At 37.4% G+C, this 11,905-nt stretch carries 12 protein-coding genes; 8 read left to right on the top strand and 4 right to left on the bottom strand.

Features of this window, described 5'->3' with window-relative positions; translation table 11 throughout:
• Positions 1-9 precede the first annotated feature (9 nt).
• The 3 genes from FZC41_RS04255 (at position 10) to FZC41_RS04245 (ending at position 1,364) form a co-directional block, all read left to right on the top strand.
• Positions 10-303 carry a DUF2087 domain-containing protein gene (locus FZC41_RS04255; RefSeq protein ID WP_311135823.1) on the top strand — a complete coding sequence of 98 codons (294 nt, stop codon included), beginning with the start codon at positions 10-12 and terminating at the stop codon, positions 301-303.
• A 240-nt stretch (positions 304-543) separates the two neighbouring features.
• The gene (locus FZC41_RS04250) at positions 544-1,122 is read left to right on the top strand and encodes an NAD(P)H-dependent oxidoreductase (protein ID WP_148566155.1); all 579 of its coding nucleotides are present in this window, start codon (positions 544-546) and stop codon (positions 1,120-1,122) included.
• Entirely contained in the window at positions 1,119-1,364 is a 246-nt protein-coding gene (locus FZC41_RS04245) for a hypothetical protein (protein ID WP_148566154.1), read from the top strand. The genes FZC41_RS04250 and FZC41_RS04245 overlap by 4 nt, the downstream gene beginning before the upstream one ends.
• Positions 1,365-1,475: 111 nt before the next feature.
• Here FZC41_RS04245 and FZC41_RS04240 read toward each other — a convergent pair whose 3' ends face one another.
• From FZC41_RS04240 to FZC41_RS04225, 4 genes are all read right to left on the bottom strand, one after another.
• On the bottom strand, positions 1,476-2,444 hold the full coding sequence (locus FZC41_RS04240) for a methyl-accepting chemotaxis protein (RefSeq protein ID WP_148566153.1): 969 nt from the start codon (positions 2,442-2,444) through the stop codon (positions 1,476-1,478).
• A 7-nt stretch (positions 2,445-2,451) separates the two neighbouring features.
• Positions 2,452-3,483: an FIST signal transduction protein gene (locus FZC41_RS04235; RefSeq protein WP_148566152.1), complete on the bottom strand. Its 1,032-nt coding sequence runs from the start codon at positions 3,481-3,483 to the stop codon at positions 2,452-2,454.
• Positions 3,484-3,968: 485 nt separating this feature from the next.
• On the bottom strand, positions 3,969-4,775 hold the full coding sequence (locus tag FZC41_RS04230; RefSeq protein WP_148566151.1) for a flavodoxin family protein: 807 nt from the start codon (positions 4,773-4,775) through the stop codon (positions 3,969-3,971).
• Positions 4,776-4,866: 91 nt separating this feature from the next.
• Positions 4,867-5,448 (bottom strand): PadR family transcriptional regulator, encoded by a 582-nt coding sequence (locus tag FZC41_RS04225; RefSeq protein ID WP_148566150.1) that lies wholly within the window; start codon positions 5,446-5,448, stop codon positions 4,867-4,869.
• Positions 5,449-5,666: 218 nt separating this feature from the next.
• On the opposite strand from FZC41_RS04225, the gene FZC41_RS04220 reads away from it, so the two are divergent.
• From FZC41_RS04220 to FZC41_RS04200, 5 genes are all read left to right on the top strand, one after another.
• Positions 5,667-6,329, top strand: a complete 663-nt coding sequence (locus FZC41_RS04220; RefSeq protein ID WP_148566149.1) for a TetR/AcrR family transcriptional regulator — start codon at positions 5,667-5,669, stop codon at positions 6,327-6,329.
• 712 nt (positions 6,330-7,041) lie between these two features.
• The gene (locus FZC41_RS04215; protein ID WP_148566148.1) at positions 7,042-8,238 is read left to right on the top strand and encodes an MFS transporter; all 1,197 of its coding nucleotides are present in this window, start codon (positions 7,042-7,044) and stop codon (positions 8,236-8,238) included.
• Positions 8,239-8,392: 154 nt separating this feature from the next.
• The gene (locus FZC41_RS04210) at positions 8,393-10,387 is read left to right on the top strand and encodes an oxidoreductase (protein ID WP_148566147.1); all 1,995 of its coding nucleotides are present in this window, start codon (positions 8,393-8,395) and stop codon (positions 10,385-10,387) included.
• A gap of 492 nt (positions 10,388-10,879) precedes the next feature.
• Positions 10,880-11,554, top strand: a complete 675-nt coding sequence (locus FZC41_RS04205) for a response regulator transcription factor (RefSeq protein ID WP_148566146.1) — start codon at positions 10,880-10,882, stop codon at positions 11,552-11,554.
• Complete coding sequence (locus FZC41_RS04200; protein ID WP_148566145.1) at positions 11,542-11,865, top strand: ATP-binding protein; 324 nt, start codon at positions 11,542-11,544, stop codon at positions 11,863-11,865. The genes FZC41_RS04205 and FZC41_RS04200 overlap by 13 nt, the downstream gene beginning before the upstream one ends.
• Positions 11,866-11,905: the final 40 nt, after the last annotated feature.

Genomic DNA, 11,905 nt, shown 5'->3' with positions numbered 1-11,905 from the left:
GGTGATGAAATGAAAATGGAGAAAAAGCTTGATGTTAAACAATTTCTTGATGAGTCAGGAAAAATAGTACAATTATCGGAAAATAAGAAGAAGCGTCGGGCGTTACTTGAATATCTGGCTGAAAAATTTGAGCCAGATTGCGATTATAGTGAGCGAGCTGTCAATGAAATCTGTAGCAAATGGCATACATTTGGGGATTATTTTCTATTGAGACGCGAACTCGTCGATTACGGTTTGTTGTGCCGTGAGCAAGATGGATCCCGTTACTGGAAACCGGAAACTAATCGAAATGGCAAATGGTAACAACCAGGAAGATTAGGCTTTCGTTTTTATTAGTATATTCCAAAAAACAGAGAGCTAAACAAAAAAGATATAAAATCAAACAGGTTAAAACAGTTATTATAGAGTATAATTAATGCAAAGATGTAACTTAAATTTGAGATCGGATAGAAAATGCGATAATCTGCGAAGCAGGTCGTCAACTAATTGAAAAGCAGTAAAATTTGCAGATAGAAATATTAATAGTCTAGCTGAAGGGAAAGTATGATGAAAAATTTATTGTTTGTGAATGCGTGTGTGCGTGGAAGTGAATCCAGAACAAAAAAGTTGTGTGATGAATTTATTAAGTGGTTAAATAACAAGGAAGAATATCAGATTGATGAGTGTAATTTGGAATGTGAAAAAATAACACCAATGAAGTCGGAATCATTGATCAGACGAAATCAATTGTTGGAAGTCGAAAAATACACTGATGAAATGTTTATCTATGCAAAAAAGTTTGCGGAGGCAGATAGTATTGTTGTTGGGGCACCCTATTGGGATTTGTCTTTTCCAGCATTGATAAAAGTATATTTTGAAGCAGTGAGTGTATGTGGTATCACATTTCAATATGGCGCAGATGGAATTCCGATGGGAATGTGCCATGCAGAGAAACTGTATTATGTGACTTCTTGCGGCGGATTCATTGGAAATTTTAATTTTGGTTATGATTATATCAAAGGGTTATCGATGCTTTATGGCATCAAAAACACAGAAATGATTGCTGCGGAAGGATTGGATATTATTGGTATGGATGTGGATGCGCAAATGAGCAAAGCATTGGAGAGAACAAAGAAGCTGTGAAATTAGTTGGGCATTTTGGATGTGATAAATACTTCGAACATAACGCGGACCTACAGTTTCATAAAGAGATTATAAAAAAAGAAACCCTGAAGATTATTCAGAAAATGGTAGAAATCCGTCAGATTACTGGAGCTTGTGAGTTGGCAAAACTGGTTAATGCCAAAGATATAAAGATCATTCAGAATCGAATATGGCGCAGCCAGAACAGAAAATACCTGCCTTTGATTGAGATAGAAAGATGAAATCTGCTTTATAAAATTGGCACTGGGCTCAGCTTAACTGAACAGAATTTATGAAAACAACTCATTCCGCATAATATAATATGGTAACTATTTAAAATAATCCGCTGCAATTTATTTTTGTTCGCTGAATATTTTTATCTGATTCAAATGGTTTAGAATCCTTAAATAGTAATCGGATTTTACCTGGACGGCAGAGATTAATTTTTCAAATTGCTGATTTTCAGTCTTTGAACGATCAACGACATTGGCCAGATTATTTGAAATCATTTCCATTTTTTCGATATTTGTGTTTTGTGATCGTTGTACCATGTTTATATGTTCATGAACAATGTTTTCCGCCTGAACGATATTATTGAGCAATCCAATGGATTCGTCCGTTGTTTTGGTAACCGCATGAATGACCTTTTTTCCATCCGCTGATTTTGCATTCAGTTTTTCCATATCGAGATTCATATTATTTAAAGCATCCAGAATGTCCGTTGCATTTTTCTTTGATGTATCAGCCAGCTTTTTTATTTCATCCGCAATGACCGTAAATCCGCGGCCGGCGGCACCGACATGTGCGGCTTCGATGGAGGCATTTAAAGAAAGAAGATTTGTCTGGCTTGCGATTCGGTTAATAATGGTTGAAAAGTTTCGAATGTTACGGAATTGTTTTTGTGTTTCAACTATCATGACCGAGAATTCTTCAAAGACTTCGTTAACCTGATTCATCTGCTGGACCAGGTCGCCGATCCCCAATTTAGCTGTCTGGATTTCCTGTGAGGTCTGCTCCAAACTTTTATATACACTCTGTACCTGATCTTGGGTTTGTTGCGTATTTTCGGAAAGAGAACCCAGGTGCGTCTCAATTTGTTCGATTTGTAGTGTCGTATATCCTGAACCACTCAACAGATTATTCAGATTGTAAGTGACGATGCCTTCTTCTTTAAGTAAATTATGAATTTGCTGATTGACATCACCGGATAATTCGTAGATTTCTTCCAGAAAGACAAAGGGTTCCGTTGCTTCGATTCCTTGATTTCCGGTCTCATCCGGGGTTATTATTGCCTGAGAATTGGTTATTTCATTTATCATCATAGATCTCCTATTCTACTACCAAAAGAACCATGGTTTGATTAAAATGGTTCTTGTAATATTGCTCGCCGTAACTGATAAATCCGGTCTGGTTTTTGCAGATGGACAGCAATTCAGCATCCACATCACGCCATAAACTGTTTTCAATAAAATATAAACTGCGAAGGATGCAATTGATGGAAAGGACGAAATTGGGCCTGAATTGGACCGCATTCAATGTATTTTGAATGATCGACCTATGATCTTGCAACTCTAAGATGTCAACAAATGTGTTTGGAATAATTTGAGCATAAAAAGTGATCGATTTGTCCGAATTTATTTTCATTGGAGAGGCAATGAAAATATCGTTTTCAGAACTTTTTCCAAGTGGATTTGACATGAAAGACTTATCTAATTGTGATTCACTGACATCCAACATCCTGGCATATTCGGTTGACGCAGGTTTGTTATTAAAAGTTTTGACGGTTCGTTTGATGGGATCAGCATCAGTAACCAGCATTTTTTTACCACAGGGCTCAAATAAATTCTCTTTGATGAGCTGCGTTCTTGTTCTAGAATTGAAAAATAAGGCGGCACTATGTACTTTTTTTGATCCAATATAGATGGCTGTTGCTTCAAATTTCAAATTATCGCCGGCACTGCCGCCGATGATCTTAAAATCAGGTTCTGTGAAAAAAAATGTTGTGATAATGCTTTCTTCCATTGCAGAGAGTCCGTCGCAGAGTAACAAAGCAAAAGCATTGGGATTATGTTTGACTTTGGCATAAGCTTTTTGAAGAGCACGTAAACCTTTTGCAGGCGGATATAATAATTCAACGACATCGACACTGTCGGGATCGTATGAAAAACCGGTGATGGCAGAATCTTGAAAGCCCTTTGGTGTAAATTCGCCTGAAGTAGAACAGAGAATGACATTATCGCCAAACTTTCCGGCTAATTCATGCACCATTGAGATACCGGCAAAAACAACATAGGACAGGCTATCGTTTTTGCAGATTGAAGAAATCAGTTCCTCTGAGGTTTGATATAAAAAAGAATTCATTTAAGTTAAGTCACTCCTTTAAAATGGGAATCTGGTCTGGTTAATATTGGGATTAAAGATGATAATTTATTTGAATTTATCAGATCAATGTTGGACATCGATTCCAATCGGTCAAAATACCTGAAGATGCTCAAAAATTGCACATAAAAAAATATTTACGATTTTTTAAGAGAAACATCGCTGTTTGGTGTACGGAATTTTGCAATTATATCATAAAAAATTAGTTTTTACGAGACTAATTTAGATATATCAATAGAATTTATAATGTAAGCTAAGTTAGATTGACAGATAAAGAGAATATGCGTGTAATAATTGGACACTTAACGGTTGAAAATTTAACGATCAAGATGATTTAGCTTCAGGCAACAAAAAACAGACCACTTATATCATGCTAGTCTGTTTTTGAGATGTTTTAGAATTTAGTTAGACAATAAATATTTCAAGCTAAAGGTATTTTACTGCTACAAGATAGCAGACAAAATATGTTAATCTAATTTTAAATATCTTTTTCCTGCCAAGTGAACCATATTTTTTATAATTTGACCAAATGCTTTTTTTAATGGATTAAGCTTTATAGCATAGAAATAATCACTTTCTATCCATCCTTTTTTGATCCAATAATCTCTATCGATCTTAGAAGTGTATGTTTTACTTCTTAGACAGTTGAACATAAAAATATCATAGAAAGTTGGAACTCTTTTATCCGTGGCTTTTAGTCTTTTAAAAAGATTTAAAGAAACCGTTTTTATTTTTTGGCTGCATTGTTGGAAATAATATGGATCATAACCAAAAACACTTTTCGGTGTACGGTTTTCAAAATATAGGGGAGCAGTAATTTGAATATTTCCGACAATATCCATACTCCAGCCTGAAAGAGTCATTTTTAAATATTTGTACACCTGTTTACTTCCACCGCCATCTGTTGTGATAACAATAATTGCCGGTTTTCCCACCATCTCCTGCCGATGAAACAGATAGGACATCCTATCAATAAACCGCTTCAATTGGCCTGTTACCTGATATGCATATACGGGACTGGCAACAATCAATCCATCTGCTGAAAACAGACGGGCCTTAATTTCAGTCAAATCATCATCACGACAAGGACAGCAATTTTCACTTTTTTGAAAGCATAGGCAACAGCCTTTACAGTCCTGAATATTATATTTGCTTAAATAAATGTAGTCAAATTCAATGTCGTTATCCATCTCTTTTATCTGATTTTCAATTTGTTTGCAAACGGTATAACTGTCCTGTTTTCTTGGACTTCCAAGTAGTACTGCTATTTTCATAATAATCTCCTTTATATATCCAATGTTGGATAGCAACTTTATTTTTTTCCGCATCTCATAAAAGATGCGGATATTGTTCTATAATATTCTCTTAGTTCTGGGAATAATCTGTGGTTTTAATCATTTGATGTATTTTATCGACCACTGAAATTGTTTCATCGATATTATCCAGTAGAGCCATATGCCATTTTATCTGCAAATTTATCGTTTCTTTCATCATGCTAAGGGTTGCTTTTTCAACACTTTTTGACGTATCCTGTTTTTCCTGTTCCCATTTTATTATCTTTGCTTTTTCATTTTCTAACTGATGCAAATGTGCTGTAACAGATTCTATAATTTCACTTTTATTAAGATTAGCTACTATCGGATAAATTAAAAACTTTTCTGCAGTGATACTACCCAAGGGCTTTTTCATTTCTTGCAAGGCTATTTTATGCAGTTCTAATTGACCTTTCTCCGTAATTCCATATATACATTTTGCTTTTTCACCGGCGTTGGATTTATCAACGATCGAAATAAAACCTGAACGTTCAAGTTTATTAATTGCATAGTATATAGAACCCGACTTAATATTATTCCATTCGTTCATTTGATTCATTTGTATAAATTTTTGTATCTCATATCCATGAGTTTGCTTTATGCTTAGATAGTATAAAATAAATAATTGAACCATAATTATTAACCATTCCTAAAAGTATTTAAATACAAAATCCATTATATATCCAACATTGGATAGCGTCAAGGAACTTTTATAAATTTACGAAACAATAGTTTATTTCTGCAGAATAAGGGGGGAAGAAATGTCGAGAAATAAATGAGATAAAAGCCCCTGAAATCAGAGCGTTGTGGTAAAATAAATAAAAAATAAAAATGGAAAGTGAGAAATGATTTTTGGCAAACTATAAAACAGGCATTGAGACAAAAGAAAAGATATATAAAACCGCAAAAAGATTATTTTATGAAAATGGTTATGTCAAAACAACCCTTTCAGAAATTGCAAAAGAGTCTGAAACCAATAAGGCCATGGTGGCTTATTATTTTGAAAATAAAAGTAAACTGGCATTAGAGGTTTATAATGAATATATGGTAGTTAATAAAGTGAGAATTCAAAATGCAATTAATGAACAGTTCCCGGGCTGTAATCATGTGCTGAAAACGGCCATAGAATACCGAATTCAAAACCGAAATTGTCGATTGAATCGGCAGTTGAACCGATTTTATCATGAACTTTGTGAGTCGAATGTTTTTATGAAAACAGAAAGTGCTTCCATTGGATTTGTGGAAAATATTAATCGGGCCTATAAGCTGGGGCTTGATCGTTTAACCGTTAAAGCGTTGGCATTGGCCAATCTTGCTACGGTTCATGGGCTTCATGTGGCTCGAAACGAAGGATATTTGGACTGCTCCAGCGAATATTTAGCAGAAATGGAAATCCGATTATTGTTTCAGAGTTTGCGTTTTGATAATGATTTTATCGATGAATGCATTGAGGAATCCCTTCAGATGGTTGAAAAAATAGATCTTCAGGTTGGAAAAGACTTTACTGTTAAATAGAAAAGTAAAGCCCAGGGACAAGCGTAACAGCAGATATGATTTACTATTGTCCCCAGAAAGGTTTTGTTAATAAACTCAAACGGCTCAGTTCTCTGAGTCTTTTTTTAGTTGGAGATTAGCACAGCATCATGAGCATACCGAAAAACGATTCTTCGTATTGCTGCATTTTTTCACCGACAACCCCATCAAGATCGGGTTGTCGGTGCAGGATTTGCTTTTTGAATTCAGCATAGGGGGTATAATATTTGCTTTTAAATTCAGGTATATTTTAAGCACAGGGTCAATGGAAGCTTCTTGAGGATGCGTCCATACCTTTTCACCGGAATTATCATATTTCTCCTTAATATTTAAATCATTTTATCTATAGCATTGCTTCTGTTCACGAGAAAGTTAACCACGATTAATTCATTACAAGTATAAAACTTAAAAAATGAAATATCAACGTTTTTCATGATAATGTTAAAAATTTACGAATAAAAAAAATAGTAAACATCTATATCCTTTTAAAAAGGCGTTTTAGAATGGGAATTTGTTTAAAAACTATGTTTATTATTATAAAACTAAAAATAAACAGTGACAGATCAATATATGGATGCTATGATTGATTAAAGTTAAACGCGGTTATAATTAAACAAGGTTAGATTAAATGAAAAGAATTGAGAAGCTTTTCGGGAAGATAACCGAAAATTATTACATTAAAGGAGTGAAATTTATGAGTGAAAAAAAGAATGGTAATTTATGGGTTCAAGTGGCATCCTTGTCGGTGGCACTACTCATGTATACAACCAGTATGACAACCCCGGCATTAGCAGAAATTGCAAAAGCTTTTCCAACTGCGGCGCCAGAAACAATTAAACTATTATCCACTATTCCTTCTCTTATGATGGTATTCTTTTCATTAATTGCTGGAAAAATGACTCAGTATATGAGCATCAAAAAAGTGATTACGATTGCCATGATTCTTATCTTTGTTGGTGGTATCCCATCCGCATTTGTTGGAGATTTAAATTTTATGATCTTCACCCGAGTAATCTTTGGTGCCGGTTACGGCATGATCTTCCCAATGGCATCGGCCATTATTGCTGTTTTATTTACAGGCCCGGAATGTAATAAAATGATGGGAATAAAAGGTGCCGTTGGTGCTGCTGCAGGTATGGTATTCCAAATGATGGGCGGTTTATTGGCTGGCTATAACTGGAGATTTTCATTCTTGGGATTTTTACTGGTCATTCCAATTGCCATTATCATTTGGGTTAAACTTCCAGATGCCGGAGTTGTAAAACATGAAAAAGTTAAAACTTCAGGAATAAAAGAAAAGAAATTAACAATACTGACCTTTGTTTTAACTATTGCCTGTGCCCTAATTAATATTGTTCAATTTAGCTTTATGACCAATATCGCCATGGTAATGAATGCCGATAAAATTGGAAACGCAGCTCAATCAGCAACGGTACTCACCGTTTTCACCGCTGGCGCATTTGTGTTTGGTCTTTTATATGGAAACACCTCAAAGCTTCTTAAACAATACAGTGCTTCGATTGGAGCATTATTTGTGGGGTTATCCTTTATCCTATTTATATTTGCAAACAGCATGACAATGCTCATTGTAGGGGCGGTTATTTTTGGTATTGGTTTTGGAACCTTCAATCCCGCCATTACAATTGCGGTGGCAGCCAGTGCGGCTCAGCCAAAATACACGGCACTCGCTATTTCAGTCTATGTTTGTGGAACTGGGCTTGGTCAATTCTTTTCCCCTTATGCTCTGAAATTTATTCGAGGAGCATTGAACTTAACCTCAACCCGTGCAGATTGGGAAATTGCCGCATTGTTCCTTATCGCCGGAAGTGTTATCTCAATGATTTTCATAGCACTTAACAGCAGAAAAAATACGTTAATCGAAGAGATATAAAAAACCCCTATTTATTACAGAAAGTCCGTTTATAATTGAGAAATAAAGCGTTCATCCTTTTGCCCAAAATGAGGATCAACAAAACCAAACTGTTGCATGGATTCAGCAACTTAACCAAAAGTACGATAAAAAGATTTTATTATGGAGGTAAACTATGTCATACAAATATCAGAAACTTTTTGAGCCAATGCAAATTGGTAATGTCACAATCAAGAACCGGTTCGCGATGGCGCCAATGGGACCCATTGGCCTAGGGGATGCAGTTGGCGGATTCAACCAGAGGGGTATTGATTATTATGTCGAACGTGCAAAGGGCGGCACCGGACTGATAATAACGGGAGTCTGCTTTGTCGACAATGAAGTGGAACCTCATGAAATGCCCAGCACACCTAGCCCTACCGTTAACCCCGTGCATTTCACACGTACGGCCAGAGAGATGACGGAACGCATCCATGCCTATGATGCTAAGGTGTTCCTTCAGTTAAGTGCTGGCTTTGGTCGCGTCGCGCCACCAGTTAACCCGGACGTACAGCCGGTTTCGGCCTCCGCAATAATGAACCGCTGGGCCGATATTCCGTGCCGGGCATTGACCAAAGAAGAAATTCGTCACATTGTCAAAAAATTCGGAGAAGGTGCCGCCACCGCAAAGAACGCCGGCTTTGACGGTATCCAGATTCATGCTGTGCATGAAGGATATCTTCTTGATCAGTTTGCTATCTCTTTTTTCAACAACAGAACCGATGAGTACGGCGGCAGCCTTGAAAACCGTCTGCGTTTCGCACGCGAGGTGCTTGATGAAATTAAAAAGACCTGTGGCAAAGATTTCGTCGTCACCCTTCGCTACAGCCCAAAATCGTTTATTAAGGACTGGCGCGTCGGCGGGCTTCCGGATGAAGAATTTGAAGAAAAAGGTCGGGATCTGCCAGAAGGTATCGAAACGGCAAAGCTTCTCGTGCAGTATGGCTATGATTCCCTCGATGTCGATGTAGGCTGTTACGACGCGTGGTTTTGGAATCATCCGCCAATGTATCAGAAAAAGGGATTGTATATTCCCTACGCCAAAGCGATCAAAGAAGTGGTAAATGTTCCGGTGATCTGCGCCGGACGGATGGATAATCCGGATCTTGCCCTTTCCGCTCTGGATGACGGCGCCTGTGATATGATTGGACTTGGTCGTCCTCTACTTGCCGATGCGGATTATGTCAACAAGCTGCGTTCAGGACAAATAGAACTAATTCGTCCCTGTCTTTCCTGCCATGAAGGTTGCCTTGGACGGATGGTACATTATGGTTGGCTGAACTGCGCGGTCAATCCAACCTGCGCGCGAGAACGCATTACTGAATTGAAACCGGCTTTAAAAGCGAAAAAGATTATGATCATCGGCGGCGGTGTTGCTGGTTGTGAAGCAGCCCGGGTACTCAGTCTACGCGGTCATTTTCCGGAAGTTTACGAGAAAGGCGACCGTCTGGGTGGCAATCTGATTCCTGGCGGAATGCCGGATTTCAAAGAAGATGATCACGCCCTTGCTACGTGGTATGAAAACACGTTGAAAGATTTACAGGTACCGGTTTACTTCAATGTGCAGATTACTCCCGATATGGTAAAAGCGGCTAAACCGGACACGGTGATTGTAGCTACCGGTTCCACACCGAATATTTGTATCCTCGGAAACAATGACAAAGTCTTTACTGCAGAAGATGTGCTTCTCGGCAGGAAAAATCCGGGGGAACAGGTTGTTGTTCTTGGCGGCGGACTTGTCGGCTGCGAGCTTGCGCTGTGGCTTAGAAATAACGGTAAGGATGTTTCCATCGTCGAAGCCGAGGATAGTCTGCTCAAGCTGAACGCACCGCTTTGTTTTGCAAATTCCGATATGCTTTTGTCGCTGATTAATTACAAAAAAATCAAAGTATATACCGATTCCAAAGCATCCCGTACAACGGATCAAGGTGTTGTTATCGCAACCAAAACGGGAGAGCAAGAGCTGAAGGCCGATTCTGTTGTCCTGGCAGTGGGGTATAGTCCGGAAAACGATCTTTACAACGCTCTAAAATTCGAAATTGAGGACATCCATTTGCTTGGCGATGCGCGTAAGGTTTCCAATATTATGTATGCTATTTGGGATGCTTTTGAAGTAGCGTCAAACATTTAACGGTAGTATTATCCTGTCAGATTAGTCATGGTGACAATTTTAAAAAACATCGCAATATAGTTCAAAAATGCAGATGGATTCCATAATTAATAAGGTATCCGGTTATAAATTACACATAAAAAAGAACGGCAATTAGAACGGCAATTTGCCGTTCTTTTTTGCTTCGCGCGACATGTTGCCATGGACACAGATTACTTGGTATTAATCAGTAATCTACAGCAAGGACGATTATTATTTCCCCATCTATCCGGCGGGAAGGTTTTTAAAAAGACGGTAGAAAAATGATGCTTTTTTCATCGCTTTTGGAGAAAAATTAAGAAGATCCTTTTTAAAAATGTTGCTTCATGATCCAACTTTTTTCCTAAATAAGCCATATATAGTGGATCGTTTGATTAACCAGTTCACAATGACTATTTATGTGTGAATAGTTGATAAAAAATTGATAAATAACTGTTATAATAAAAATAGAAATGGGAATGGGAGGTCGATCATATGCAAAACATAATTTTAATCGTTGATGATGAACCTGATATTGTGGGATTGCTTCAGGACTATTTTGAAATAAATGACTATCAGGTTATGACTGCAGAAAATGGAGAAGAAGCCATAAATAAAGCTGAAAAACAACCGGATTTGATCATATTGGATATTAATATGCCGGATATGGATGGACTGGAAGTTTGTAAAAAAATCAGAGATTTTATTCCCTGCCCTATTTTGTTTTTAACCGCAAAGGTGGAAGAATCGGATAAGATCAATGGCTTTCAGGTGGGAGGAGATGACTACATCGAAAAGCCATTCAGTATCGATGAATTGGGGGCTCGGGTAGAAGCACATTTGCGGCGGGAAAACAGGAACCAGGTTAAAACGAAAACGAAATTTGACGGAAATTTGGTTATTGATTATATGGAACGCGGAGTTTATTATTGTGACGAGTTTATTTTTTTTGCAAAAAAAGAGTTTGATATCATTGAGCTTTTATCAATGAATCGAGGTCAGGTTTTTGACAAAGAACGCATTTACGAGGGGCTTTGGGGATGGGAGAGTGAAGGTGACAGCTCTGTTGTGGTGGAACATATTCGACGAATCCGAGGAAAATTCATTGCCGCCGGAAGTCGGCAATATATTGAAACGGTATGGGGAGTGGGATACAAATGGGTGAAATAAGATCCGGCATATGGCGAAAATTCAGGTTCAGAAACATGACTATTTCCCAGGCATTCATGTTTTTAACCGTTCTGACGCTGCTGGCAGCGACCATTAGAAAGAATGAAATAAAAAGGGTATCAGATCCATTCTATACCGGGAAAAATGGAAAACAGGGTAATAAGGATAACCATTTTGGATTAGGTTTGCATATTTGCAGAATATTATGCGAAAAACATGGTGGTTTACTGATCATCAAGAATGACATCAGTGGTGGTGGATTGGTCACTGCAAAATTTTCCAAAAATATTAATGATTCCGTTAGTTTATAAAAAGTAGAAAAATGAAACATCTATTCTACTTAAAAAAATC

This window comes from Acetobacterium paludosum, from assembly GCF_008086595.1.
Taxonomy (GTDB): Bacteria; Bacillota; Clostridia; order Eubacteriales; family Eubacteriaceae; genus Acetobacterium; species Acetobacterium paludosum.
The sequence above is the reverse complement of the archived record's forward strand: the minus strand, read 5'-3'. Positions and strand labels throughout refer to the sequence as shown.

Coding starts and splice junctions, on each gene's coding strand:
- FZC41_RS04205 (WP_148566146.1), top strand. CDS start 10,880: ATGCAAAACATAATTTTAATCGTTGATGATGAACCTGATATTGTGGGA.
- FZC41_RS04215 (WP_148566148.1), top strand. CDS start 7,042: ATGAGTGAAAAAAAGAATGGTAATTTATGGGTTCAAGTGGCATCCTTG.
- FZC41_RS04230 (WP_148566151.1), bottom strand. CDS start 4,775: ATGAAAATAGCAGTACTACTTGGAAGTCCAAGAAAACAGGACAGTTAT.
- FZC41_RS04225 (WP_148566150.1), bottom strand. CDS start 5,448: ATGGTTCAATTATTTATTTTATACTATCTAAGCATAAAGCAAACTCAT.
- FZC41_RS04210 (WP_148566147.1), top strand. CDS start 8,393: ATGTCATACAAATATCAGAAACTTTTTGAGCCAATGCAAATTGGTAAT.
- FZC41_RS04240 (WP_148566153.1), bottom strand. CDS start 2,444: ATGATGATAAATGAAATAACCAATTCTCAGGCAATAATAACCCCGGAT.
- FZC41_RS04250 (WP_148566155.1), top strand. CDS start 544: ATGATGAAAAATTTATTGTTTGTGAATGCGTGTGTGCGTGGAAGTGAA.
- FZC41_RS04235 (WP_148566152.1), bottom strand. CDS start 3,483: ATGAATTCTTTTTTATATCAAACCTCAGAGGAACTGATTTCTTCAATC.
- FZC41_RS04200 (WP_148566145.1), top strand. CDS start 11,542: ATGGGTGAAATAAGATCCGGCATATGGCGAAAATTCAGGTTCAGAAAC.
- FZC41_RS04255 (WP_311135823.1), top strand. CDS start 10: ATGAAAATGGAGAAAAAGCTTGATGTTAAACAATTTCTTGATGAGTCA.